26 protein-coding genes are annotated in these 25,030 nt (G+C 71.4%); 7 read left to right on the top strand and 19 right to left on the bottom strand.

What is annotated here, in order from left to right:
• Positions 1-21: 21 nt before the first annotated feature.
• From trpC to hisI, 6 genes are all read right to left on the bottom strand, one after another.
• Entirely contained in the window at positions 22-831 is an 810-nt protein-coding gene (trpC, locus tag ABFX81_RS26890; RefSeq protein WP_037668094.1) for an indole-3-glycerol phosphate synthase TrpC, read from the bottom strand.
• Positions 832-970: 139 nt separating this feature from the next.
• Complete coding sequence (locus ABFX81_RS26885; RefSeq protein WP_086849381.1) at positions 971-1,405, bottom strand: DUF2752 domain-containing protein; 435 nt, start codon at positions 1,403-1,405, stop codon at positions 971-973.
• A gap of 83 nt (positions 1,406-1,488) precedes the next feature.
• Entirely contained in the window at positions 1,489-1,740 is a 252-nt protein-coding gene (locus ABFX81_RS26880; RefSeq protein WP_086849379.1) for an HGxxPAAW family protein, read from the bottom strand.
• A gap of 119 nt (positions 1,741-1,859) precedes the next feature.
• Complete coding sequence (locus tag ABFX81_RS26875; RefSeq protein ID WP_086849377.1) at positions 1,860-2,501, bottom strand: TIGR02234 family membrane protein; 642 nt, start codon at positions 2,499-2,501, stop codon at positions 1,860-1,862.
• Between the two features lie 41 nt (positions 2,502-2,542).
• Complete coding sequence (locus ABFX81_RS26870; RefSeq protein WP_086849375.1) at positions 2,543-4,024, bottom strand: anthranilate synthase component I; 1,482 nt, start codon at positions 4,022-4,024, stop codon at positions 2,543-2,545.
• Positions 4,025-4,035: 11 nt separating this feature from the next.
• On the bottom strand, positions 4,036-4,431 hold the full coding sequence (gene hisI / locus ABFX81_RS26865; RefSeq protein ID WP_086849418.1) for a phosphoribosyl-AMP cyclohydrolase: 396 nt from the start codon (positions 4,429-4,431) through the stop codon (positions 4,036-4,038).
• Between the two features lie 84 nt (positions 4,432-4,515).
• Here hisI and ABFX81_RS26860 point away from each other — a divergent pair, with 84 nt between their 5' ends.
• Positions 4,516-5,151 (top strand): TIGR03085 family metal-binding protein, encoded by a 636-nt coding sequence (locus tag ABFX81_RS26860; protein WP_086849373.1) that lies wholly within the window; start codon positions 4,516-4,518, stop codon positions 5,149-5,151.
• Positions 5,152-5,236: 85 nt separating this feature from the next.
• Here the strand turns inward: ABFX81_RS26860 and hisF are convergent, their stop codons facing one another.
• From hisF to hisD, 8 genes are read right to left on the bottom strand one after another with little or no spacing between them, the layout of a single operon-like run.
• Positions 5,237-5,992, bottom strand: coding sequence for an imidazole glycerol phosphate synthase subunit HisF (gene hisF / locus ABFX81_RS26855; protein ID WP_086601776.1), 756 nt, complete (start codon positions 5,990-5,992; stop codon positions 5,237-5,239).
• Entirely contained in the window at positions 5,989-6,390 is a 402-nt protein-coding gene (locus ABFX81_RS26850; protein ID WP_086849371.1) for a Rid family hydrolase, read from the bottom strand. Before ABFX81_RS26850 ends, hisF begins: the two co-directional genes overlap by 4 nt.
• Before the next feature lie 15 nt (positions 6,391-6,405).
• On the bottom strand, positions 6,406-7,131 hold the full coding sequence (gene priA, locus ABFX81_RS26845) for a bifunctional 1-(5-phosphoribosyl)-5-((5-phosphoribosylamino)methylideneamino)imidazole-4-carboxamide isomerase/phosphoribosylanthranilate isomerase PriA (RefSeq protein WP_086849369.1): 726 nt from the start codon (positions 7,129-7,131) through the stop codon (positions 6,406-6,408).
• Positions 7,131-7,775, bottom strand: coding sequence for an imidazole glycerol phosphate synthase subunit HisH (gene hisH, locus ABFX81_RS26840; protein WP_381033103.1), 645 nt, complete (start codon positions 7,773-7,775; stop codon positions 7,131-7,133). The genes priA and hisH overlap by 1 nt, the downstream gene beginning before the upstream one ends.
• Positions 7,772-7,936 carry a hypothetical protein gene (locus tag ABFX81_RS26835; RefSeq protein WP_010039417.1) on the bottom strand — a complete coding sequence of 55 codons (165 nt, stop codon included), beginning with the start codon at positions 7,934-7,936 and terminating at the stop codon, positions 7,772-7,774. Before ABFX81_RS26835 ends, hisH begins: the two co-directional genes overlap by 4 nt.
• The gene (hisB, locus tag ABFX81_RS26830) at positions 7,933-8,526 is read right to left on the bottom strand and encodes an imidazoleglycerol-phosphate dehydratase HisB (protein WP_086849365.1); all 594 of its coding nucleotides are present in this window, start codon (positions 8,524-8,526) and stop codon (positions 7,933-7,935) included. The genes ABFX81_RS26835 and hisB overlap by 4 nt, the downstream gene beginning before the upstream one ends.
• Complete coding sequence (locus ABFX81_RS26825; protein WP_086849363.1) at positions 8,523-9,635, bottom strand: histidinol-phosphate transaminase; 1,113 nt, start codon at positions 9,633-9,635, stop codon at positions 8,523-8,525. Before ABFX81_RS26825 ends, hisB begins: the two co-directional genes overlap by 4 nt.
• On the bottom strand, positions 9,632-10,957 hold the full coding sequence (hisD, locus tag ABFX81_RS26820) for a histidinol dehydrogenase (protein WP_086849362.1): 1,326 nt from the start codon (positions 10,955-10,957) through the stop codon (positions 9,632-9,634). The genes ABFX81_RS26825 and hisD overlap by 4 nt, the downstream gene beginning before the upstream one ends.
• Before the next feature lie 178 nt (positions 10,958-11,135).
• Between hisD and ABFX81_RS26815 the strand changes: the two genes are divergently transcribed.
• The 4 genes from ABFX81_RS26815 to ybaK all read left to right on the top strand — a co-directional run bounded on the left by ABFX81_RS26815 (position 11,136) and on the right by ybaK (position 15,200).
• A complete protein-coding gene (locus tag ABFX81_RS26815; protein ID WP_086849360.1) occupies positions 11,136-12,713 on the top strand; it encodes an oxidoreductase in 1,578 nt (525 codons plus the stop codon).
• Between the two features lie 121 nt (positions 12,714-12,834).
• Positions 12,835-13,866 carry a hypothetical protein gene (locus ABFX81_RS26810; RefSeq protein WP_346138788.1) on the top strand — a complete coding sequence of 344 codons (1,032 nt, stop codon included), beginning with the start codon at positions 12,835-12,837 and terminating at the stop codon, positions 13,864-13,866.
• A gap of 11 nt (positions 13,867-13,877) precedes the next feature.
• Complete coding sequence (locus ABFX81_RS26805) at positions 13,878-14,618, top strand: LON peptidase substrate-binding domain-containing protein (protein WP_346138787.1); 741 nt, start codon at positions 13,878-13,880, stop codon at positions 14,616-14,618.
• 78 nt (positions 14,619-14,696) lie between these two features.
• Entirely contained in the window at positions 14,697-15,200 is a 504-nt protein-coding gene (gene ybaK, locus ABFX81_RS26800; RefSeq protein WP_346138786.1) for a Cys-tRNA(Pro) deacylase, read from the top strand.
• A 94-nt stretch (positions 15,201-15,294) separates the two neighbouring features.
• Here the strand turns inward: ybaK and ABFX81_RS26795 are convergent, their stop codons facing one another.
• From ABFX81_RS26795 to ABFX81_RS26780, 4 genes are all read right to left on the bottom strand, one after another.
• Entirely contained in the window at positions 15,295-16,032 is a 738-nt protein-coding gene (locus tag ABFX81_RS26795) for an AAA family ATPase (protein ID WP_346138785.1), read from the bottom strand.
• A gap of 56 nt (positions 16,033-16,088) precedes the next feature.
• Positions 16,089-16,910: an ABC transporter permease gene (locus ABFX81_RS26790; protein WP_346138784.1), complete on the bottom strand. Its 822-nt coding sequence runs from the start codon at positions 16,908-16,910 to the stop codon at positions 16,089-16,091.
• 178 nt (positions 16,911-17,088) lie between these two features.
• The gene (locus ABFX81_RS26785; RefSeq protein WP_150480335.1) at positions 17,089-18,063 is read right to left on the bottom strand and encodes an ABC transporter ATP-binding protein; all 975 of its coding nucleotides are present in this window, start codon (positions 18,061-18,063) and stop codon (positions 17,089-17,091) included.
• Between the two features lie 123 nt (positions 18,064-18,186).
• Positions 18,187-19,398, bottom strand: a complete 1,212-nt coding sequence (locus ABFX81_RS26780; RefSeq protein ID WP_346138783.1) for an NYN domain-containing protein — start codon at positions 19,396-19,398, stop codon at positions 18,187-18,189.
• Between the two features lie 222 nt (positions 19,399-19,620).
• On the opposite strand from ABFX81_RS26780, the gene ABFX81_RS26775 reads away from it, so the two are divergent.
• The gene (locus ABFX81_RS26775; RefSeq protein WP_230299561.1) at positions 19,621-19,785 is read left to right on the top strand and encodes a hypothetical protein; all 165 of its coding nucleotides are present in this window, start codon (positions 19,621-19,623) and stop codon (positions 19,783-19,785) included.
• 101 nt (positions 19,786-19,886) lie between these two features.
• Here the strand turns inward: ABFX81_RS26775 and dnaE are convergent, their stop codons facing one another.
• Entirely contained in the window at positions 19,887-23,426 is a 3,540-nt protein-coding gene (dnaE, locus tag ABFX81_RS26770) for a DNA polymerase III subunit alpha (protein WP_086854516.1), read from the bottom strand.
• A gap of 216 nt (positions 23,427-23,642) precedes the next feature.
• Here dnaE and ABFX81_RS26765 point away from each other — a divergent pair, with 216 nt between their 5' ends.
• Positions 23,643-24,968 (top strand): DUF2252 family protein, encoded by a 1,326-nt coding sequence (locus ABFX81_RS26765; RefSeq protein WP_086854517.1) that lies wholly within the window; start codon positions 23,643-23,645, stop codon positions 24,966-24,968.
• Positions 24,969-25,030: the final 62 nt, after the last annotated feature.

Below are 25,030 nucleotides of genomic sequence, written 5' to 3'. Positions count from 1 at the left end.
CGAGCCAAGCTTAGCGGGAGATCAGCCCCGGCCGTGCCGGAGTGCGGGATGTTCGCCTGCCGCCACCAGGTCGGAGACCGCCGTCTTGGGGTCCTTGCCGGTGACGAGGGACTCGCCCACCAGGACCGCGTCGGCGCCGGCGTTGGCGTAGGCGATGAGGTCGTGCGGGCCGCGGACGCCGGACTCGGCGATCTTGATGATGTGGTCGGGGATCTCGGGTGCCACGCGCTCGAAGGTGCCGCGGTCGACCTCGAGGGTCTTGAGGTTGCGCGCGTTGACGCCGATCACGCGTGCGCCGGCGTCGACCGCGCGCTCGACCTCGTCCTCGTCGTGCACCTCGACGAGCGGCGTGAGCCCGATGGACTCGGCGCGCTCGATCAGGGACTCCAGGGCGGGCTGGTCGAGAGCGGCGACGATCAGCAGGACGACGTCGGCGCCGTAGGCCCGGGCCTCCCACAGCTGGTACGACGTGACGATGAAGTCCTTGCGCAGGACCGGGATGTCCACGCGGGCGCGGACCGCTTCGAGGTCGGCGAGCGAGCCGCCGAACCGCCGCTGTTCGGTGAGGACGGAGATGACGGCCGCGCCGCCCGCCTCGTAGTCCGCTGCGAGTCCGGCCGGGTCGGCGATCGCGGCCAGCGCGCCCTTGGACGGGCTGGAGCGCTTCACCTCGCAGATGACCTTGACGCCGTCGCCGCGCAGTGCGGCCGCGCCGTCCTTGGCGGCGGGAGCCTTCGCCGCGCGCTCCTTGAGCTCGTCGAGGCTGACGCGCGCCTGCCGCTCCGCGAGGTCGGCACGGACTCCGTCGATGATCTCGTCGAGCACACTCACGCGAGCGGCCCCCTTCCAGACTCTTGACAGTTCCAGCGACCGATCGAAAACCGATGGTCACTGCGATGGTATCCGCAGCGGGGCGTAGGCCTCGCATCCGGTTGACGCCGGTCCCACTACCTGGACATCCGCCAGTTGATCAAGGATGGAGCCAGTCACCGAAGGGCAGGTTCCGGACAACCGTGAAGACCAGCAGCAACGCCCCGAGGCTCCACACCAGCCCCGGGCGGGGGTCGATCCGCAGCGGGCGCCCGCGCACCGCGTGGACCACCCATACGGTCCACAGCACGGCGAAGGCCAGGTAGCCGAGGACGGCGAGCGCGTTGGCGTGCAGTGCCGCCGGGAGGTCGCCGTGGACGAAGGCGTGCGCACTGCGCAGTCCGCCGCAGCCGGGGCAGTACAGGCCCGTGTAGTGCAGCAGCGGGCAGACGGGGTAGTGGCCGGGTTCGTTGGGGTCGACCGCGCCCACGTAGGCGAAGGCCCCGGCGACGGCCGCGAGCACCCCGGCGGGGACGGCCAGGCGGCCCGGGACGCTGGGCGCCGCCCTTCGGCTGTCGGCGTTCACGGCAGCCATTGTGCCCCGCACGCGCGTGAGGGGCGGTCCCGGCACTCGAGTGCCGGCCGCCCCTCACGCGACAACGCGGTGTTCCGCGGGGATCAGCCCTCGGCGCGTGCCGGCTCGCGGTCGCCCGTGGTCCGGTGCGGCTGGTGCAGTTCCTTCGGCTGCCCGAGACCCATCGCGCGCATGATGGCGCCGACGACGCCGCCGAGCAGCACGACCACCATGCCGGCCCAGAAGCCCGCCGGCTGGTCCATCACCATGAACGCGCCCGCGACGCAGAAACCGATGAAGGCGATCGTGACACCGGTCCAGGCGGCCGGGGTGTGACCGTGGCTGCTGCCCGCCATTGCTTGCTCCTCGTTGCTGTGTGCGTGTCTGAGCAGGACGCTCGGGCCCATTGTCCCGCACGCGCGCGGGGGCGGTGAGCGGGGGTGCTCCTGCGATACGCCCCGCTCCCCCGTGTGGCTCAGGCTCCGGTGGGGTCCTCGCCCCGGTCGAGCGCCTTCCACAGGTCTTCGGGCCGGTCGGGGTCGACGGCGGGGGCCTTGCGGCGCGGCTGCGGTGTGCCGCCCCGCTCGTAGCGGCCGGACATCGCGGGCCACAGCCGGCCGTAGCGCAGGGCGAGCAGTCCGGCCAGGAGGAGCAGCACGCCGCCCACGGCCCCGACGTACGGCCAGGCGGTGTGGCTGATGGTGTCCACGGCGGCCGAGGTGTCACCGGAGGCCTGGGCGGCCTGCTCGTCGAGCGCGGAGCCGTCGGAGGCGCCGAGCAGGGCGGCGACGACGATGCCCGCGCCGGAGAGCGCGAGCAGCGCGGCCACGACGAGGCGGCCGGCCCGGCGGACGGCGAAGACGGCGACGAGCGCGGCGAGGCCCACCACGGCGAGCGCCGCCGGGACGCCCGTGACGTCGCTGCCCTTGGCGGTCAGGGGGAAGGCGCCGCCGGCTACCGTCGCGGTGCCCTCCGCCCAGCGCTGCCGGGTGGCGAGCAGCGCCACGGCCGCGCCGAGCGCGCCGCACAGCAGCGCGACGGCGAGGCTCCGGCGGCCGGCCCGGGCGGACCCGGCGGCTTGGGAACGGGGGTGAGGTGCAGCAGTCACGTACCCCACTATCGCTTGAACCCGGGGCGAACCGTCACCCGGGGGTCATCTCAGGCCTTTCCCAGCCGGTTCGCCGTGTGGACGGCCCTGAGGACCGCCGCCGCCTTGTTGCGGCACTCCGTGTCCTCGGCGACCGGGTCGGAGTCGGCGACGATGCCCGCGCCCGCCTGGACGTAGGCGGTGCCCTCGCGGAGGAGGGCCGTGCGGATGGCGATCGCGGTGTCGGAGTCGCCCGCGAAGTCGAGGTAGCCGACGCAGCCGCCGTACAGCCCGCGCCGGGACGGTTCGAGTTCGTCGATGATCTGCATGGCGCGGGGCTTCGGGGCGCCGGAGAGGGTGCCGGCCGGGAAGCACGCGGTGAGCACGTCGAAGGCGGTGCGGCCTCGGGCGACGCGGCCCGTCACCGTCGAGACGATGTGCATGACGTGCGAGTACCGCTCGACGGACATGAAGTCGACGACCTCGACCGAGCCGGGCTCGCAGACCCGCCCCAGGTCGTTGCGCCCCAGGTCGACGAGCATGAGGTGCTCGGCGCGCTCCTTGGGGTCGGCGAGCAGTTCGTCGGCGAGGGCCTGGTCCTCCTGCGGGGTGGCGCCGCGCCAGCGGGTGCCGGCGATGGGATGGACCATGGCGCGACCGTCCTCGACCTTGACCAGGGCTTCGGGGGACGAGCCGACGACGTCGAACCCGTCGAAGCGGAACAGGTACATGTACGGGGACGGGTTGGTGGCCCTCAGGACCCGGTAGACGTCCAGCGCGCTCGCCGTGCACGGCGTCTCGAAGCGCTGGGAGGGGACGACCTGGAAGGCCTCGCCGGCCCGGATGCGCTCCTTGATGTCCTCGACGGCCTCCTGGAAGTCGGGGCCGCCCCACAGCGCGGAGTACTCGGGGAGCTCGGAGGGCGGCAGCACGGCGGGCGGCTGGGCGACCGCGCGGGAGAGGTCGGCCTGCATGGCGTCGAGCCGGGCCACGGCGTCCGCGTAGGCCTCGTCGACGCCGGTCTCCAGGTCGTTGTGGTTGATCGCGTTGGCGATCAGCAGGACCGAGCCCTCCCAGTGGTCCATGACGGCCAGGTCGCTGGTGAGGAGCATGGTCAGCTCGGGGAGCTTGAGGTCGTCGCGCTCGCCGGGGCCGATCTTCTCCAGGCGGCGGACGATGTCGTAGCCGAGGTAGCCGACCATGCCGCCGGTGAAGGGCGGCATGCCCTCCTGGTGCGGCGTGTGCAGGGCCTCGATGGTGGCGCGCAGCGCGGCGAGGGGGTCGCCGTCCGTGGGGACGCCGACGGGCGGGGCGCCGAGCCAGTGGGCCTGCCCGTCGCGCTCGGTCAGCGTGGCGGCGCTGCGGACGCCCACGAACGAGTAGCGGGACCACGAGCGGCCGTTCTCCGCGGACTCCAGCAGGAAGGTGCCCGGGCGCTCGGCGGCGAGCTTGCGGTAGAGCGCGACCGGGGTGTCGCCGTCGGCGAGGAGTTTGCGGGTGACCGGGATGACCCGCCGGTCGGTGGCGAGCTTGCGGAACGTCTCGAGGTCCATGGCGGCTGACCTTACTGATCCGGGGCGGAGACGTCGGAGCCGCCGTCCTTGAGGAGCACGTCCTCGTCGAAGCAGGTGCGCGCGCCGGTGTGGCAGGCGGCGCCGACCTGGTCGACCTTCACCAGGACGGTGTCGGCGTCACAGTCGAGGGCGACGGACTTCACCCACTGGAAGTGGCCGGAGGTGTCGCCCTTGACCCAGTACTCCTGGCGGCTGCGCGACCAGTACGTGCACCGGCCGGTGGTCAGGGTGCGGTGCAGCGCCTCGTCGTCCATCCAGCCGAGCATGAGCACCTCTCCGGTGTCGTACTGCTGGGCGATGGCGGGCAGGAGGCCGTCGGCGCTGCGCTTGAGGCGGGCGGCGATCTCCGGGTCGAGGCGGCTGGGCCGGGAGGACGTGCTGGTCATGCCGACCATTGTGCCGCGCGACACTGACGGGCGAGGTGGAGTGTCCACTGTGCGGACCTGCGGCCCGGTCGTAGGCTGGGCCGCATGTCGACCCATGCCAAGCGTGAACGACTTCTCCTCGCCGATCTGTTGGAGACCGCGGGCCCGGACGCGCCCACCCTGTGCGAGGGCTGGACGACCCGGGACCTCGCCGCCCACGTGGTGGTGCGCGAGCGCCGCCCGGACGCCGCCGGCGGGATACTGATCAAGCAGCTCGCGCCACGCCTGGACCGGGTGATGGCGGAGTACACCGACAAGCCGTACGAGGAGCTGATCCAGCTGATCCGTACGGGGCCGCCGCGCTTCTCGCCCTTCTCGCTGAAGCCGGTCGACGAGATGTCCAACCTCATCGAGTTCTACGTCCACACGGAGGACGTCCGGCGCGCCCAGCCCGACTGGTCGCCCCGCGATCTCGACCCGGTCTTCCAGGACGCCCTGTGGTCCCGGCTGGAGCGCACCGCCCGGCTGATGGGGCGCAGCGTCCCGACGGGCCTGGTGCTGCGCCGCCCGGACGGCCAGACAGCGGTCGCCCAGCGCGGCACCCCGGTGGTCACGGTGACCGGCGAACCCTCCGAACTGGTTCTGTTCTCCTACGGCCGCCAGAGCGCGGCCAAGGTCGACCTGGACGGCGACGAGAACGCGATCGCGAAACTGCACGAGAGCAAGCAGCTCGGGATCTGAGAGGACCGTCCGAGGGCGTACGGGGACCTGAGGGCGCATGGAGAACCCCGGCCGCAGCACGCGACCGGGGCTCCCGACAGGCGGGTCACCGCACCGGGTGACCCGCCTCCCGCAGCGTCTCCTTGACCTCGCCGATGCGCAGGTCACCGAAGTGGAACACGGACGCGGCCAGGACCGCGTCCGCGCCCGCCGCGATGGCCGGCGGGAAGTCCGCCAGTTTGCCCGCGCCGCCCGAGGCGATGACCGGGACGGTCACGTGCTTGCGCACGGCCGCGATCATCTCCAGGTCGTAGCCGTCCTTGGTGCCGTCCGCGTCCATGGAGTTGAGCAGGATCTCGCCGGCGCCCAGCTCCGCGGCCCGGTGCGCCCACTCGACGGCGTCGATGCCGGTGCCGCGACGGCCGCCGTGGGTGGTCACCTCGAAGGAGCCGGACTCGGTGCGGCGCGCGTCCACCGACAGGACCAGGACCTGGCGGCCGAAGCGTTCCGCGATCTCCCGGATGAGCTCCGGGCGGGCGATCGCGGCCGTGTTGACGCCGACCTTGTCCGCGCCGGCCCGCAGCAGCTTGTCCACGTCCTCGGCCGTACGCACCCCGCCGCCGACCGTGAGCGGGATGAACACCTGCTCGGCCGTGCGGCGCACCACGTCGTACGTCGTCTCGCGGTTGCCCGACGAGGCGGTGATGTCCAGAAACGTCAGCTCGTCCGCGCCCTCGGCGTCGTACACCTTGGCCATCTCGACGGGGTCGCCCGCGTCGCGCAGGTTCTGGAAGTTGACGCCCTTGACGACCCGGCCGTTGTCCACGTCCAGGCAGGGGATGACTCGGACCGCCAGGGTCATGAATCCACCGTTCCTCTGAATGCCTCTAGTTCCACCGACACCAGGACGCGCGGGTCGACGAAGCCGTCCACCACGAGGAAGGTCGCGACCGGGCGCACGGTGTCGAACAGTTCCTTGTGAGCCCGGCCCACGTCGTCGAGGTCGCGCGTGTGTGCCAGATACATCCGCGTACGGACCACGGACCCGATGCCGAGCCCGAATTCACCGATCGCTTCGAGGGCGCTGGTGAAGGCCGCCTTGGCCTGCTCGTACGGATCGCCTTCCCCGTACAGCACATCGCCCTTGAAGGGGGTCGTGCCCGCCACCAGCACCCGATCGCCCGCCGCCACGGCGCGTGCGAAACCGAAACTCTCTTCCCAGGGACTTCCGCTCTGCACGCGCCGTACGGCATCACTCATGAACCTGCATCCCTTTCAAGCTGTGGCCTCCAGGGCCTCTTCCAGGGTGAACGCCTTCGCGTACAGCGCCTTCCCTACGATCGCGCCCTCTACGCCGAGCGGCACGAGCTCGGCGATCGCCCGGAGGTCGTCCAGCGAGGACACGCCGCCGGAGGCCACGACGGGGCGGTCGGTGGCGGCGCACACGTTGCGCAGCAGCTCCAGGTTGGGGCCCTGGAGCGTGCCGTCCTTGGCGATGTCCGTGACGACGTACCGCGCGCAGCCCTCCTTGTTGAGGCGCTCCAGCGTCTCGTAGAGGTCGCCGCCGTCGCGGGTCCAGCCGCGGCCGCGCAGGGTCATGCCGCGGACGTCGAGACCGACCGCGATCTTGTCACCGTGCTCGGCGATGACCTTGGCGACCCACTCGGGGGCCTCCAGCGCGGCCGTGCCCAGGTTCACGCGGGTGCAGCCGGTGGCCAGGGCGGCGGCGAGGGTGTCGTCGTCGCGGATGCCGCCGGACAGCTCCACCTTGATGTCCATCGCCTTGGTGACCTCGGCGATCAGCGCGCGGTTGTCGCCGGTGCCGAACGCGGCGTCCAGGTCGACCAGGTGCAGCCACTCGGCGCCGGACCGCTGCCAGGCGAGCGCGGCCTCCAGGGGCGAGCCGTAGGAGGTCTCCGTACCGGACTCGCCGTGCACCAGGCGGACCGCCTGGCCGTCACGGACGTCGACGGCGGGGAGGAGTTCGAGCTTCGAAGCCATCACAGGGTTCCGATCCAGTTGTTCAGCAGCTGCGCTCCGGCGTCGCCGGACTTCTCGGGGTGGAACTGCGTGGCCCACAGGGCGCCGTTCTCGACGGCCGCGACGAACGGCTTGCCGTGCGTGGACCAGGTGACCTTGGGGGCCTCCATCGCCGGGTTGTGGGTCTCCAGCGACCAGTCGTGGACGGCGTAGGAGTGCACGAAGTAGAAGCGCGCGTCCGCGTCCAGGCCCGCGAACAGCTGCGAGCCGGCGGCTGCTTCGACGGTGTTCCAGCCCATGTGGGGCACGATCTCGGCCTGGAGCGGCTCGACCGAGCCGGGCCACTCGTCGAGGCCCTCGCTCTCCACGCCGTGCTCGATGCCACGGGCGAAGAGGATCTGCATGCCGACGCAGATGCCCATGACCGGGCGGCCGCCGGACAGCCTGCGGTCGACGATCCAGTCGCCGCGCGCCTCGCGCAGGCCCGTCATGCAGGAGGCGAAGGCGCCGACGCCCGGCACGAGCAGCCCGTCGGCGTTCATGGCCTTGTCGTAGTCACGCGTTATCTCGACGTCGGCTCCCGCGCGCGCGAGGGCGCGCTCGGCGGAGCGGACGTTGCCGAAGCCGTAGTCGAAGACGACGACCTTCTTCTGCGGGGCGCTCAATTCCACACCTCCAGCCTCACCACACCGGCAGCCAGGCACATCGCGGCGCCGATCGAGAGCAGCACGATCAGTCCCTTGGGCATCTTCTGCTTGACGAAGGAGTAGATCCCGCCGACGAGGAACAGGCCGACGACGATCAGCAGGGTCGAGATGCCGTTCACAGGGCGCCCTTCGTGGAGGGGAGGATGCCGGCCGCACGCGGGTCGCGCTCGGACGCGTAGCGCAGGGCCCGGGCCAGCGCCTTGAACTGGCACTCCACGATGTGGTGCGCGTTGCGCCCGTAGGGCACGTGCACGTGCAGCGCGATCTGCGCCTGGGCCACGAAGGACTCCAGGATGTGCCGCGTCATCGTGGTGTCGTACTCGCCGATCATCGGCGCCATCTTCTCGGGCTCGGTGTGCACGAGGTAGGGGCGGCCGGACAGGTCGACGGTGACCTGGGCGAGGGACTCGTCCAGCGGGACCGTGCAGTTGCCGAAGCGGTAGATGCCGACCTTGTCGCCGAGGGCCTGCTTGAAGGCGGCGCCCAGGGCGAGGGCGGTGTCCTCGATGGTGTGGTGCGAGTCGATGTGCAGGTCGCCCTCGGTCTTCACGGTCAGGTCGAACAGACCGTGCCGGCCGAGCTGGTCGAGCATGTGGTCGTAGAAGCCGACGCCGGTGGAGATCTCCGTCTTGCCGGTGCCGTCGAGGTCGATCTCGACGAGGACCGAGGTCTCCTTGGTCGTCCGCTCCACGCGTCCGATGCGGCTCATTGACTCTGCTCCTTCTTCAGTGCACGGACCGCGTCGAGGAACGCGTCGTTCTCTTCGGGGGTTCCGGCGGTGACCCGGAGCCAGCCGGGCACGCCGTTGTCCCGGACCAGGACGCCCCGGTCGAGGATCTTCCGCCACGCTTCGTGGGAGTCCGCGAACCGGCCGAACTGTACGAAGTTCGCGTCGGATGCGGTCACCTCGTAGCCGATCTCGCGCAGCTCGGTGACCAGGCGGTCCCGCTCGGCCTTGAGCTGCTCGACGTAGCCCAGCAGCGTGCCGGTGTGCTCCAGGGCCGCCAGGGCGGTCGCCTGGGTGACGGCGGACAGGTGGTACGGCAGCCGGACGAGCTGGACGGCGTCCACGACGGCGGGGTGCGCGGCGAGGTAACCGAGGCGCAGGCCCGCCGCGCCGAACGCCTTCGACATCGTGCGGGAGATGACGAGGTTGGGGCGCCCGTCGAGCAGCGGCAGCAGCGAGTCGCCGTGGCTGAACTCGATGTACGCCTCGTCCACGACCACCATCGACGGCTTCGCCGCCTGTGCGGCCTCGTACAGCGCGAGGACCGTCTCGGGCGGGACCGCGTTGCCCGTGGGGTTGTTGGGGGTGGTGACGAAGACGACGTCCGGCCGGTGCTCGGCGATCGCCTGCTCGGCGGCCGGGAGGTCGATCGTGAAGTCCTCGTTGCGGGGACCGGAGATCCAGCCCGTGCCCGTGCCGCGCGAGATGAGCGCGTGCATCGAGTACGACGGCTCGAAGCCGATCGCGGTGCGGCCGGGCCCGCCGAAGGTCTGGAGCAGCTGCTGGATGACCTCGTTGGAGCCGTTGGCGGCCCAGACGTCGGCCAGGCCCACCTGGTAGCCGGACGTGTCCGTCAGGTACTCGGCGAGCCTCGTGCGCAGCTCGACCGCGTCCCGGTCCGGGTAGCGGTTGAGGGTGCGGGCCGCCTCGCGGACCCGCTCGGTGATGCGCTCGACCAGCGGCTCGGGCAGCGGGTAGGGGTTCTCGTTGGTGTTCAGCCGTACGGGGACGTCCAGCTGGGGCGCGCCGTAGGGGGACTTGCCGCGCAGTTCGTCCCGTACGGGCAGATCGTCGATGCGTACGTCGCTCACTTGCTCTCCGGCACCTTCCACCCGAACCTCGCCTTGATCGCCGCGCCGTGGGCGGGCAGGTCCTCCGCCTCCGCCAGCGTGACCACGTGGTGCGCGACCTCGGCCAGCGCGTCCTTGGTGTAGTCGACGATGTGGATGCCGCGCAGGAACGACTGGACGGACAGGCCCGAGGAGTGGCAGGCGCAGCCGCCGGTGGGCAGGACGTGGTTGGAGCCGGCCGCGTAGTCGCCGAGGGAGACCGGGGCCCAGGGGCCGATGAAGATCGCGCCGGCGTTCCTGACGCGGTCGGCCACGGCGGTGGCGTCGGCCGTCTGGATCTCCAGGTGCTCGGCGCCGTACGCGTCGACCACCCTGAGGCCCTCGTCGATGCCGTCGACCAGGACGATCGCGGACTGCCTGCCGGACAGCGCCGGGACGATCCGGTCGTCGACGTGCCTGGTGGCCGCGATCTGCGGCTCCAGCTCCTTCTCCACGGCGTCCGCGAGCTCGACGGAGTCCGTGACGAGCACGGCGGCGGCCAGCGGGTCGTGCTCGGCCTGGCTGATCAGGTCGGAGGCGACGTGCACCGGGTCGGCCGTGTCGTCGGCCAGGACCGCGATCTCGGTCGGGCCGGCCTCGGCGTCGATGCCGATCCTGCCGGTGAAGTAGCGCTTGGCGGCGGCGACCCAGATGTTGCCGGGGCCGGTGACCATGTTGGCGGGCGCGCAGGACTCGGTGCCGTACGCGAACATGGCGACGGCCGTGGCGCCGCCGGCGGCGTAGACCTCGTCGACGCCGAGCAGCGCGCAGGCGGCCAGGATCGTCGGGTGCGGCAGCCCGTTGAACTCGGCCTGGGCCGGGGAGGCGAGCGCGATGGACTCGACGCCGGCCTCCTGGGCGGGCACCACGTTCATGACCACGGAGGACGGATACACGGACCGGCCGCCGGGCGCGTACAGCCCGACGCGCTCGACCGGAACCCACTTCTCGGTCACGGAGCCGCCGGGCACCACCTGGGTGGTGTGCGTGCTGCGGCGCTGCTCGCGGTGGACGGTCCGGGCGCGCCGGATGGACTCCTCCAGGGCCGCGCGCACGGCCGGGTCGAGCTCCTCCAGCGCGCGCGTGAGCGCGGCGGCCGGCACCCGCACCTGGTCGAGCCTGACCCCGTCGAACCGCTCGGCGTACTCGATCAGCGCCGCGTCGCCCCGATGATGCACGTCCTCGCAGATCGGACGCACCTTCTCCAGGGCGGCCTGTACGTCGAACTCGGCTCGGGGCAGCAGGTCACGCAGGGCGGGGCCCTCGGGGAGGGCGTCGCCGCGCAGATCGATTCGGGAGATCACGTGCTCAATTCTCTCAGACCCCGATGAGGCGCCGTTCGCTCGTATCAATGGCTGATACAGAATGCCGCCGGCACCCGGAAGATCCCCTTCACGTTTCGCGTTCGTGGCGTCACCCAGCGGGCATGAACAGCTGTACGAAGCACCTGACCCGCGAGTATCCGGGGAGGAAGGAAGAGACGTGACCGAGGGGGCCGGCGTGCGTGCCGGGGAGCTGCCCGACGACCTGACCGCGGCGGAGGCCGGAATGTGGCAGGCGTTCCGCAACGGCAGCGTGTACGACCTGAGCAGCGGCGACCCGCTGGTGGACGACCCGCACGGCGGCCACCCGTGGGGCGAGGAGCGGACCGTGCGGGCCCGGATCGTCTGCTGGCTGCTCCTGGACGGCCCGCCCGCCCTGGCCGGCCGGGTGTCGTCGCTGAAGCTGACCGGCGTGCTGATCAGCGGCTCGCTGGACCTCGCCGGCGGCACGGTGGTGCCGTACGTCGAGATGCGCCAGTGCCGGTTCGAGCAGGACGTCCTGCTGCCGGAGGCGCGCTTCACGACCGTGCGGATGGTGGACTGCTCGGTGCCCCGGCTGGAGGCGGCCCGGGTGCAGACGGAGGGCGATCTGCATCTGCCGCGCTGCCGCTTCCACCGCGGCATCCGGCTCACGGACGCGCAGATCGGCACGGACCTGATGCTCAACCAGGCGATCGTGCACCGGGACCGCAGCGGCCGGTCGATCGCCGCCGACGGCCTGACCGTCGGCCAGGACTTACAGGCCGAGCTGCTGGAGTCGCACGGCGAGCTGAGCCTGCGCGCCGCCACCATCGGCGTGTCCCTGAGCCTGCGCGGCGCCCGCCTGGCCAACCCGTACGAGCGGCTCGCCTTCAACGCCCCGCAGCTGACCGTCGAGCGCAGCCTGTACCTGACGCCGGCGGGCATCGGCGCCCAGGCGATGAGCGGGATGACCCCGGCGCGCGGGACGCGGATCCAGCGGTTCGCGTGCGAGGGCGGGATCCGGCTGGACGACGGGCGGTTCGGCGACGCGGTCGACTTCGAGCAGGCCCGGTTCACCCTCACCGACGACCAGGAGCTGTCGCTGCGCCGGGTGCAGACGCCGGAGCTGCGGTTCCTCGGCGAGCGTCCCGCGCGCGGGCGTGTCGTGCTGTCGGGGGCGAAGATCGTCAACCTGATGGACCGGGCGGACGCCTGGCCCGGCCCCGGGCGGCTGCACATGGGCGGCTTCGCCTACGAGAACCTCGTGCCGCGCGGGCCGTTCCCGCTGGTCGAGCGGCTGGACTGGGTGGCGGCGGCGACCGCCGAGTACAACCCGGAGCCGTACGAGCGGCTCGCGGCCGTGCTGCGGGCCGGCGGGGAGGACGAGGACGCCCGCGAGGTGCTGCTCGCCAAGCAGCGCCGGCACCGGGAGAGCCTGCCGCCGGCCGCCAAGCTGTGGGGCTACGCGCAGGACTGGACGGTCGCCTACGGGTACCGGCCGGCCCGGGCCGCGGTGTGGATGGCGGTGCTGTGGGCGGCGGGTTCGCTCGCCTTCGCCCAGGCCGGGCACCCGCCGCTGAAGCGCGGTGAGCATCCGGAGTGGAACCCCACGCTGTTCACGCTCGATCTGCTGCTGCCGGTCATCGACCTCGGCCAGGTGGGCTTCTGGCAGCTGCGCGGGGGCTGGCAGTGGCTGGCGACGGCCATGATCCTGCTGGGCTGGATCCTGGCGACGACGGTGGCGGCGGGGGCGACGCGGCTGTTGCGGCGGAACTAGTGTTGCCCATGTGATGGCAGTTGTTGAACTGTCACACCTTTACCATCTCTTGACTCTTCGGCGTACAACTTTCCGCGACTTCCCCGAACGATCTGGCGCCGCTGTGACCAGCGGACTTTCAATGGTCGGCACCATGGCAATACAGCTGCCGTTCATCCGCGCGAGCCGGATGACAAGGACCGCCTCCCACCTCGCCGGCGGACCGCGCACCGACGACGAGGTGCTGCTCGACGCGCCCGACGCGCGGCTCAGTCCGGCGCTGGTCGCGGCCGCTCGCGACGACCACGGACCTGCGGCCGGACTGCTCCGCGCCACCCGGACGGCGGCCGAGTGGGAGCGGCGCGACCGGTACGTCACCCGGCTGGCCGCCTTCGCCCGCTCGCGCCCCGACTGGCTGGACGCCTGGCTCGCCACCGCCCCGCAGGACCCGGACGCGCTGCTGCTCAGGGCCCAGCTGGCGGTGGACCGCGCCTGGCAGTCACCGGCCCGGGCCGAGGCGCTGCGCGAGGTGAGCCCGCTGATCACGGTCGCCGCGCGGGCCGACCACGGCGATCCCGTGCCCTGGCGGCTCGCGCTGGACCACGCGCGCGGCGCCCAGGCCGGACACAGCTACTTCGAGGAACTGTGGGCGGCGGCCGTCCGCCGCGCCCCGCACCACTACGGCTGTCACGAATCGGCCCTGCGCTATCTGGCCGCGTCCTGGCACGGTTCGCACCAGGAGTGCTTCGACTTCGCCGACCGGGCCGCGCAGGACGCGCCCGCCGACGCGCTCGTCCAGGCACTCCCGCTGCGGGCCGCCTTCGGCTATCTCACCGACGACTGCGGGCCCGAGCTGCCGCGCGAACGGCTGGACGCGGCCGCCGACCGGGCCATCGCACTGTCCCTGCGGCTGCCGACGGCCGACCCCTGGCCGGCCCGCATGCGGAACCTGCTCGTCTTCGTCCTGGTGCGCCTGGAACGATGGCCTGACGCCCAGGAACAGCTGCACCTGAACGGCCCGTACGCCACCTCGTTCCCCTGGGACCAGGTGTCGGACGACCCCCTCGGCCACTTCCTTCGGGTACGCGACGACATCCTGGCCGGAGCAGCCGGCCGGCCGCCCGGGCATCCACGGAGTGAACGGGGCGGACGAGCCCGCTCCCGCGACCATTAGGCTTTTGCGTCGTGACCACCGTCCGGCTCCCCCTCTTCCCCCTGAACTCGGTGCTGTTCCCGGGGCTCGTGCTCCCGCTCAACGTCTTCGAGGAGCGGTATCGCGCCATGATGCGCGAGCTGCTGAAGACGCCGGAGGACGAGCCGCGCCGGTTCGCCGTCGTGGCGATCCGCGACGGCCACGAGGTGGCCCCGAGCGCGCCCGGCATGCCCGACCCCACGTCCCTGCCCGAGCGGGGGCCCGCCGCCGGCTTCGGCACGGACCCGACCAAGGCGTTCCACAAGGTGGGCTGTATCGCGGACGCCGCGACGATCCGCGAGCGGACCGACGGCTCCTTCGAGGTGCTGGCGACCGGCACGAACCGGGTGCGGCTGCTGTCGGTGGAGGCGTCGGGCCCGTTCCTGACGGCCGAGCTGGAGACGCTGCCGGAGGAACCCGGCGACGAGGCGGCGCCCTTGGCCGAGGGGGTGCTGCGGTCCTTCCGCCAGTACCAGAAGCGGCTGGCGGGCGCGCGGGAACGGTCCTTGACGACCGGCGCCGACCTGCCCGACGAGCCCGGTGTGGTGTCGTACCTGGTGGCCGCGGCGATGATGCTGGACACCCCCACGAAGCAACGCCTGCTCCAGGCTCCCGACACGGCCTCCCGCCTGCGCGACGAGCTGAAACTCCTTCGCTCCGAGACGGCCATCATCCGTAATCTGCCGTCGTTGCCGTCGTCGGACCTGACGCGCGGCCCGACGAGTCTCAACTGACGACGAGTCTCAACTGAAGACGCGTCGCAACCGAAGACGCGTCGCAACCGAAGACGCGTCTCAACCAAAGCGGACGGAATGGCGAAGAAGTCGAAGAAGCAGCAGCCGGGCGGCACCCCCGCGACGGTCGCCCTCACGGCGGCGGGCGTGGAGTTCACGGTCCACTCCTACGACCACGACCCCTCCCACCCCTCCTACGGCGAGGAGGCGGCCGAGGCGATGGGCGTCTCCCCGGACCGCGTCTTCAAGACCCTGGTGGCGGACGTCGACGGCACCCTGACGGTCGCCGTGGTCCCGGTGGCGGGCCAGCTGGACCTGAAGGCCCTGGCAGCGGCGGTGGGCGGCAAACGCGCGACGATGGCCGACCCGACACTGGCGGAACGCACGACGGGGTACGTCCGGGGCGGCATCTCCCCGCTGGGCCAGCGCAAGAAACTCCCGACGGTGCTCGATGCCTCGGCTTCAGCGCACTCGACGATCTGCGTCTCGGCGGGCAGGAGGGGCCTGGAGGTGGAACTGTCCCCGGAGGACTTGCAGAAGCTGACGGGGGCGGTGGTCGCTCCCGTCGGACGGCCTGCCTAGCTGCGGGCAAGCGAGGAGCTCGGCCTGCTGCGAGCGTGCCGGGCATGCTGCCCGCCAAGGGCGGCACGGGTGGGCGCAGCACCAACGCCGAGCACTACCCAGCCGGCGGTGCCTGATACGGACCGTCCGAGAACTCCGGCTCCGGATCCCGAGGCCCGAACAACGCCGTCAACCCGAGATGCAGCACCAGCGCGGCAAACGGCCAGGCCAGCAACGCCCCCTTCGCCCCCAGCCGCAATGGCGCGGAGAACGTCACCCCCCGCCCCACTTCACGCGCATGCGCGACCACGTCCTCCGCGGGCCCGAGCCACACCCCGACCCGCCACGCCAGCAACGACCCGAGCAGCCCCCCGACGGCCAGCCCCACGACCAGCGGCACGCCCCCACGCCGCCGCAGCAGGAACACGACCAGGGCGCTGACGACCCCGAAGGCCAGCCCGAGCAGCGTGAACGTGCCGTCGACCCCGACGGCCTGCTCCCCCTCGGTGTCCTTGAGGTAGACGACCCAGTTCCCCTCGACCACGTCACCGACCAGCGGCACGTGCGGCGCGAGCCACCACCACAGCACGCCCAGCAACACCCCGCCGAGCGCCACCGCCACGGCGACCACGCCGGCCTCCCGCACTTCCGTCCTCATGCCGGGCCCGTCGTCCTGCCCGTACCAGCCGAGTCCGGCGTACTCGGCCTGCTGAGACCCGGGAGCCTGAGACTCGTGGGCCTGGGCCCCGTGAACCTTGGACCCGGGCGCCCCGGGGCCGGCGCCCGGCGGCGGCCACGAATCCTGTGCGGAACGTCCATGCGGTGGCGGTGGCGGATTCAGTGGTGCGGTCACCCTGCCATCGTGCCAGGCCCGCCTGTGCCCCGCGTCACCGGACGATCCCTCCCCGCTCACCGGACGGCCGCCCTGCGGTACGCCCAGGTCGCCACGGCCAGCGAGACGACGCCCACGAACCCGCACACGGCGAGGTCACCGAGCACGAAGGCCCAGTCGGGGTTCGGTCCGAACGTGCGCGCGAAGGCCTCCACCCCGTACGTCGACGGCAGCAGATCCCGCGCGAACCGCACGACCTCCGGCATCCGGTCCGCCGGCAGCACGCCCAGCAGCAGCGCCGCCGACATGCCGAGCTGCCCGAGCAGCGTGGCCAGCTCCGGCCGGGGCGCGAGCAGCCCCAGCGCCGCCCCGAGCCCGGCGAGCGCGGCGCCCGCCAGCGGGATCACGGCCACGAGGATCCACAGATGGGCCAGTGGCAACCCGAAGAGCACACAGCCGAACACCGCCGTCACGACCGTCCCGGGCACGGTGAACGACGCGTACGCGCCCGCCGCGCCCAGCACCACCGCCGCCGGCGGCACCGGCAGCGTCGCGTAGTGGTCGAGTCCGCCGCTGGCCCGCAGCTGCCCGAAGTACTGCGCGAGAAGGTTCAGCGCGACGAAGGCGACCACGAGGACCGACGACCCGGCGACGACGGCCTGCGCCTCGGCCCCGTCGTCCACGACCCCGCGCATCAGGATCATGATCCCGATCGACTGGAAGGTCGCCACGAACAGCAGCGGGATCCGCGCGACCCGCGCCCGGGACAGCTGCGCCCGGTACACGGCCGCCAGCGACGGCCACAGCCGCGCCCGAGGTCCGAGCTCGGCCGCGCACGGGGCGGGCTCGTCCACGGCCAGGGCACTGCCCGGCAGGACATCGGCGGGTACGACACTCACGTCGCGCTGCTCCCCTTCGTCGGGTCCACTGCGGCAGTCGCCCTGTTCGGTACGTACGCGGCGCCCTGCGTACTCAAGGCCGCCGCATTCCGGGTCGTCACATTCAAGGCCGTCATGTTCAAGGCCATCTTCCAGGCCGTCATGTTCCAGGCCCCCGCACTCAAGGCCTCGCCACTCCTCACGCCTTCACCAGCCCCTGCTGCACGGCACCGCCCAGGGCCAGGTACACGTCCTCCAGGCTCGGCGTGGCCAGCGTGAAGTCGTCCAGGGCGGCGAAGGCGGCTCCACCGGTGACGGTGGCGACCACCGCCCGGGCCTCCTCGGGCCCGAGCCGGAGCGTCCACAGGCGGCCCGACTCCACGGCGCGGTCCCGCAGCGCGGCCACCTCGGGGACGTGCAGCGGCGCCGCGTCCCGCCACACCAGGTCGACCCGCACCTCACCGGCGACCTGCTCCTTGAGCCCGGTCGGCGTGTCGCAGGCGATCACCCGCCCCCGGTCGAGGACGGCCACCCGGTCCAGCACGGTCTCGGCCTCGATGACGTTGTGGGTGACGAGCAGCACGGTCGTCCCGCGCTCGGCCCGCCGCCGGTCGACGGCGGACCACACGGCCCGTCGCGCCACCGGGTCCATGCCGGTGGTCGGCTCGTCGAGCACGAGCAGCGACCGCTCCCCCACCAGCGCCGCGGCGAAGCACGCCAGGCGCCGCTGGCCCCCGGAGAGCTTCTTCAGCGGGCGGCCGGCGAGCGGTGCGAGCCCCAGCTCGTCGAGTACGTCGTCCCGCTCGGCCCGCGCCCGCCGTACGTCCAGGCCGCGCAGCCGCCCGGTGGTCTCGGCGGCGAGCGACACGGTCAGCTCGTCGAGGGCGGTCGACTCCTGCCCGAGGTAGGCGAGGATCCGCGCGGCCCGCTCCGGGTGGCGCACGATGTCGTGCCCGAGGATCTCCACGCTGCCGCGGTCGGGCCGCATCAGCCCGGTGAGCTGCCGTACGAGGGTGGACTTGCCGGCGCCGTTCGGCCCGAGCAGGCCGAAGATCTCGCCGCGCCGGATGTCCAGCGTCACGTCGTCCGTGGCCCGGACCTCGGGTGTTCCGGGCGCGCCGCGCCGGGCACGTACCGCCGGATAGGTCTTGGTCAGCCCGCGCACCGCGCACACGACGTCACCATCGTGCCGAAATGCCTGTGCCGCGCGCTTACTCACAAGGGACGAGACTACGGGGTCGGCGAGCCCGGTCCGCTCTCGGGTCGGTCCACAACGGGAAATCCGCCGGCGATGTTCTCACTCGCCGACGGGCGCGTGCTCCACTCCCGTGCGCACGCCGATCTCCTTCCAGAAACCGGCCCGGATGGCGTACCGGTCCCGCTCGTCGATCTGGTCGTCCTTGTGGGCGAGCAGGCCGAAGCGGGCGGCGTAGCGCAGCAGCTCCCCGTCGACGCGGTGCGGGATGCGCGGGTACATCCCGGACAGTTTCTGCAGGTGGCTCTGGTCGCCGAGGCGCTCGACCCAGCGCCGGGCGAAGACCTGCCCCACCTCGAAGGGGTCGCCGCCGACGGTGGTGATGTCCTCCTCGCGGTCGGCCCACCGCTGCTCGGCCGTGGTCAGCTGGGCGAGCGTCGGCATCGAGGCGGCCTCGGGGGGCTCGGCCGTGGGCCGGTCGACCCAGCCTTTGTCGGAGGACCAGCGGAGGGTGGCGGAGGCGGGCTGCTGGGCGGGCTGGGTGCCGGGGGCGCGCAGGGCGGCCAGGTCTTTGGGCGTGGGGACGCCTTTGGCGGCGGGCGCCCGTTCCTCCCCGCCGTTCTGCCCGGCACCGTCCACGGGGTGCCGCGGCTGCGGGGCGGGGCGCTCGGCCTGGGTGGCGAGCGCGGACTCGGGCAGCGGGGCGGAGAGGATCGCGGCGATCTCGGGCCGGGGCGCGGGCTGCGGGGCACACACGCCGGTGTGCTCCTTGGCGCGGACGGCCCTGGTGATCCAGGTCCGGTCCAGGACGCGCCGCTCGTCGGCCTCGGCGACCAGGTCCTCGGACTGGTTGTAGTCGCCGTCGGCGGCCTGCACGGCCCACAGGTGGACGGCGACGCCGTGCTCCTTGGCGGCCATCATGCCCGGCAGCAGGTCGCCGTCCCCGGTCACCAGGACGACGTCGGAGCAGGCGCGGTTGCGGGCCAGTTCGGTGAGCTCGGCGTGCATCGCCGCGTCCACCCCCTTCTGCGCCCAGCGGCCGTCGCTGCGGGTCAGCGCGCCCAGCCGGACGGTGACCCGGGGCATCACGCGCAGCCTGCGGTGCTCGGGTTGCGGGACCCGGTCGGGGGCGCCGTCGAACCAGTAGATACGCAGCAGCGGCTGCTGCGTGTCCGACTCGGCGCGTTCGCGCAGCCCCTGGATGAGGGCGGTGTGGTCGACGGTGATACGGGATCGTGAGGGCTCCCCGGCGAGGAGACTCGCCGCTGCCCCCAGCAGATACCCCGCGTCCACCAGGACGATGCAGCGGTCCACACGACTCACCCTCTTCCCGGGAGGTTTGCTTCGGGCTTGCTTCGAGTCTGCCCGACGGCGCGGAGGTTAACGGCCGGAACTCGATCTTCGGCGTGGCGTTTCCGGGGTTCTCGCCGCGACCAGCCCTGTCACGCACGGTAATTGTCCGACATGCGATCGTTGTCGGCCTGTGTGAATCTGGTCCCGGCCCTGGCCCCTAGATCCCCCACAGGAGGCATCACCATGGCCAAGAACAAGAACCGTGACCGTAAGCAGCAGCGTCCTACCGAGCGTGGTCAGCGTGCGGACCGCCGTCCCACCGCGGAGGCGGAGCCCCAGCCCGAGGTCGAGGTGACCCCCGGCGACGTGGCGAGCCGCAAGCGCAAGCGGAGCTTCGGTCACAACTGACATCTGTGTCATGGGTGATGAGCCCCGGACACACACCGAGGGGCGTACCCGGTACCGGGTACGCCCCTCTCGCGCGTCGAGAGCCCGCTCCCGAGCCGGCGTCAGCCCGCCAGGCAGGAGGGCCCGAGCAGCACCTTCAGGTCGCCGAAGAGCGCCGGGTCCGGCTTCACCCGGTGCCGGTCCAGACGCAGGACGGTCGTCTTGGTCGGTCCCTGGAGCCTGATCCGGACCTCGCTGTCACCCTTGTGGTGGCTGAGCACCTCGCCGAGCCGGCTGACCAGCGGCGGGGTGACCCGCGTGGCCGGGATGGTCAGTACGACGGGCGCGTTGGTGCCCGCGTTCGACAGGTCGGGGACCTGCAACTCCATCGCGACCAGCCGCGGCACGTCCTCACGCTTGTCGAGGCGGCCCTTGACGAACACCACGGCGTCCTCGACGAGTTGGGTCGAGACGAGCTGGTAGGTCGCCGGGAAGAACATGCACTCGATCGAGCCGGCGAGGTCCTCGACGGTGGCGATGGCCCAGGCGTTGCCCTGCTTGGTCATCTTGCGCTGCAGGCCGGAGATGATGCCGCCGATGGTGACGACCGCGCCGTCCGCGTGCTCACCGCCGGTGAGCTGGGAGATGCCCGCGTCGGCCTTGTCGGACAGGATGTGCTCCAGACCGAACAGCGGGTGGTCGGAGACGTACAGACCGAGCATCTCCCGCTCCTGGGCGAGCAGATAGGTCTTGTCCCACTCCTCGGTGGTGAACTCCACGTCGAGCCCGAAGCCCGGCTCGTCGCTCTGCTCCTCCCCCATGCCGCCGAAGAGGTCGAACTGCCCCTCGGCCTCCTTGCGCTTGACCGCGACCACGTTGTCGATCATCGGTTCGTACTGCGCGGTCAGGCCCTTGCGGGTGTGGCCCATGGCGTCGAAGGCGCCCGCCTTGATCAGCGATTCGGTGGTGCGCTTGTTGCAGACCACCGCCTCCACCTTGTCGAGGTAGTCCGGGAACGAGGTGTACTTCCCCTTGGCCTTGCGGCACCTGATGATCGACTCGACGACGTTCGTACCGACGTTGCGGACGGCGGAGAGGCCGAAGAGGATCACGTCGTCGCCCTGGGCGGCGAAGTTGGACATCGACTCGTTGACGTCCGGCGGGAGCACCTTGATGCCCATGCGGCGGCACTCGTTGAGGTAGACGGCCGACTTGTCCTTGTCGTCCTTCACGGACGTCAGGAGCGCGGCCATGTACTCGGCGGGGTGGTTCGCCTTGAGGTACGCGGTCCAGTACGAGACGAGTCCGTACGCGGCGGAGTGCGCCTTGTTGAACGCGTAGCCGGCGAAGGGGACCAGCACGTCCCAGAGCGCCTGGATGGCCTCGTCGCTGAAGCCCTTCTTACGGGCGCCCTCCTGGAACAGCACGAAGTTCTTCGCCAGTTCCTCGGGCTTCTTCTTGCCCATCACGCGGCGGAGGATGTCGGCCTCGCCGAGCGAGTAGCCGGCGATGATCTGGGCGGCCTTCTGCACCTGCTCCTGGTAGACGATCAGGCCGTAGGTGACGTCCAGGACCTCCTTGAGCGGCTCCTCCAGCTCGGGGTGGATCGGCGTGATCTCCTGCTGCCCGTTCTTGCGCAGCGCGTAGTTCGTGTGGGAGTTCATGCCCATCGGGCCCGGGCGGTACAGGGCCGACACGGCGGAGATGTCTTCGAAGTTGTCCGGCTTCATCAGCCGGAGCAGGGAGCGCATGGGGCCGCCGTCGAACTGGAAGACGCCGAGGGTGTCGCCGCGCTGGAGCAGTTCGAAGGTCGTGGGGTCGTCGAGCGGGAGGCTCAGGAGATCGATGTCGATCCCCTTGTTGGACTTCACCATCTTGACGGCGTCGTCCATGATCGTCAGGTTGCGCAGGCCGAGGAAGTCCATCTTCAGCAGGCCGAGCGACTCACAGCTCGGGTAGTCCCACTGCGTGATGGTCACGCCGTCGGTGTGCCTGACCCAGACCGGGACGTGGTCGGTGATCGTCTCGCTGGACATGATCACGCCGGCGGCGTGCACGCCCATCTGCCGGACCAGGCCCTCGACGCCCTTGGCGGTGTCGATGACCTTCTTCACGTCCGGCTCGTTCTCGTACATCGCCCGGATCTCGCCCGCCTCCGAGTAGCGGGGGTGCTCGGGGTTGGTGATGCCGTCCAGGTTGATGCCCTTGCCGAGGACGTCGGCGGGCATGGCCTTGGTGAGGCGGTCGCCCATCGCGTACGGGTAGCCCAGCACGCGCGCGGAGTCCTTGATCGCGTTCTTGGCCTTGATGGTGCCGTACGTGCCGATCATGGCGACCTTGTCGGCGCCGTACTTCTCCGTCACGTACCGGATCACCTCGACGCGCCGGCGCTCGTCGAAGTCGATGTCGACATCGGGCATGGAGATGCGCTCGGGGTTGAGGAACCGCTCGAAGATCAGGCCGTGCGGGATGGGGTCGAGGTCGGTGATGCCGAGGGCGTAGGCGACGATCGAGCCGGCCGCGGAGCCCCGTCCGGGGCCGACCGCGATGCCCTGCTTCTTGGCCCACATGATGAAGTCGGCGACCACGAGGAAGTAGCCCGGGAAGCCCATCGAGATGATGGTGTCCATCTCGTACTCGACCTGCTTCATGCGGTCGTCCGGGATGCCGTCCGGGAAGCGGCGGTGCATGCCGCGCAGGGTCTCCTCGCGGAACCAGCTGACCTCCGTGTACCCCTCGGGGATGTCGAACTTGGGCATCAGGTCGCGCTTCTCGAACATGCCCGTGGTGTCGACCATCTCGGCGATCAGCCGGGTGTTGGCGCAGCCCTCCTGCCAGGCGTCCGAGGAGTCGATGGCGTACATCTCGTCCGTGGACTTCAGGTAGTAGCCGGTGCCGTCGAACCTGAAGCGGTCGGGGTCGGAGAGGTTCTTGCCGGTCTGGATGCACAGCAGGGCGTCGTGGGCGCTCGCCTCGTGCGAGTAGGTGTAGTGGGAGTCGTTCGTGACCAGCGGGGGGATGCCGAGCTTCTTGGCGATCTCCAGCAGGCCGTCGCGGACCCGGCGCTCGATCTCGATGCCGTGGTCCATCAGCTCCAGGAAGTAGCGGTCCTTGCCGAAGATGTCCTGGTAGTCGGCGGCGGCCTTGAGGGCCTCGTCGAAGTGGCCGAGGCGCAGCCGGGTCTGGACCTCGCCGGAGGGGCAGCCGGTGGAGGCGACGATGCCCTCGGACCACTGGGCGATGGTCTCCTTGTCCATCCGGGGCCACTTCTGGAGCCAGCCCTCGGCGTACGCGTCCGAGGAGAGCCGGAAGAGGTTGTGCAGGCCGGTCCCGTTCACCGCCCACATCGTCTTGTGGGTGTAACCACCGGAGCCGGAGACGTCGTCCCGCTTCTGGTGCGGCTGGCCCCACTGGATCTTGCGCTTGTTGCGGCGCGACTCGGGCGCGACGTACGCCTCGATGCCGATGATCGGCGTGACCCCGGCCTTCTGCGCCGAGTGGAAGAAGTCGTACGCCCCGTGGAGGTTGCCGTGGTCGGACATGGCGATGTGCGTCATGCCCATCTCGTTGCACGCGTTGAACATGTCCTTCAGCCGCGCGGCACCGTCCAGCAGCGAGTACTGGGTGTGGACGTGCAGGTGCGTGAACGGCGGCTTTGACACGGCTGCGGCCTCCAGGGAAAACGTACGTCGAATGGGGTCCGGCAGGCTGCGGACAGTCTGGGGGACAGCGTCGAAGTCTATGCCTCGCCAGTGACACTCGGGGGCCTGACCCGCGTACCTTCGTGCGGGGTTCGCGGGCACTCCCGCGGACCGCCGCACGTTAGACGGAGGGCGGACCTGCCGTCCCCAGATGTACGCACCAGGAGGCACCCAGCGATGTCGTTCCCGCAGCTCGACGGCGAGCACCGCGGTGAGGAAATTCTCGCCGTCTTCGACACCGCCTTCGGCGAGCTCCTGGCCGCCGACCCGGCCGCGTTCCGCGTGAAGTTCCGGAAGATGGCGGCCTCGGCCTTCGCGTTCTACCGGGGCACGGCGTGCCTCTTCTACCACGATCTGGGGCAGGAGAAGCGGGGCGGGCCGTTCCTGGACGAGCGCACCTCGCGCGTGTGGATCCACGGCGACCTGCACGCGGAGAATTTCGGCACGTACATGGACGCCAACGGCCGCCTGATCTTCAACGTCAACGACTTCGACGAGGCCTACGTCGGTCCCTTCACGTGGGACCTGAAGCGCTTCGCCGCCTCCATCGCCCTCATCGGGTACGCGAAGGCCCTCAGCGACGAGCAGATCTCCGAGCTGGTGACGATCTACGCGGTCGCCTACCGCGAGCGGATCCACGCCCTGGCCACCGGCGCCAAGAGCGACGAGGTGCCGCCCTTCACGCTGGACACGGCACAGGGACCGCTGCTGGACGCGCTGCGCGACGCCCGGTCCCTGACCCGCTTCGGGCTGCTGGAGTCGATGACGGAGATCCGCGACTTCGAGCGCCGCTTCGCGCCGGGCGGCGGCTCCATGGAGCTGGACGCGGCCACGCGCTACAAGGTGCTCGCCGCCTTCGACGGCTACCTGGAGACGCTCCCGGACAGCTCGCTGGCCCGCCCGGACTCCTACCGCGTGAAGGACGTCGTCGGCCGGCGCGGCATCGGCATCGGCTCGGCGGGGCTGCCGTCGTACAACATCCTCCTGGAGGGCCACAGCGACGCCCTGGAGAACGATGTGGTGATCTACATCAAGCAGGCCCAGACCCCGGCCGTCTCCCGGCACGTCACGGACCAGGCGATCCGCGACTACTTCCAGCACGAGGGGCACCGCACGGTCATCTCCCAGCGCGCCCTCCAGGCGCACGCCGACCCGTGGCTGGGCTGGACCGAGCTGGACGGCGCGGGCCAGCTGGTCGCCGAGGTCTCGCCGTACGCGGTGGACCTCGACTGGGGCGACATCGACGACGCGGAGGAGATCGCCCAGGTGGTGGCCGACCTCGGCAGGGCCACGGCCACGATGCACTCGGCGGCGGACGACCAGTCCGGTGAGTCCCTGGTCCCGTTCTCCACGGAGCGGGCCATCGACGCGGCGATCGCGGGCGACGAGGAGAGCTTCGCCCCGCTGCTGACCGACTTCGCGCACAGCTACGGCGCACGCGCTCGTGCCGACCACCAGACCTTCGTGGACCTGTTCCGCAACGGCCGGATCCCCGGGCTGTAAGGGCCCTGAGCCGGGGCTTTGTCCGGCCGCTCTCTCACAGGCATCCTTTAGGGGTCCCTTAC

Origin of the sequence: Streptomyces coeruleofuscus, assembly GCF_039532725.1 — a bacterium.
GTDB classification, from domain to species: domain Bacteria; phylum Actinomycetota; class Actinomycetes; order Streptomycetales; family Streptomycetaceae; genus Streptomyces; species Streptomyces coeruleofuscus.
Note: the sequence above shows the minus strand (reverse complement) of the source record. Positions and strands in the feature narration are given on the sequence as shown.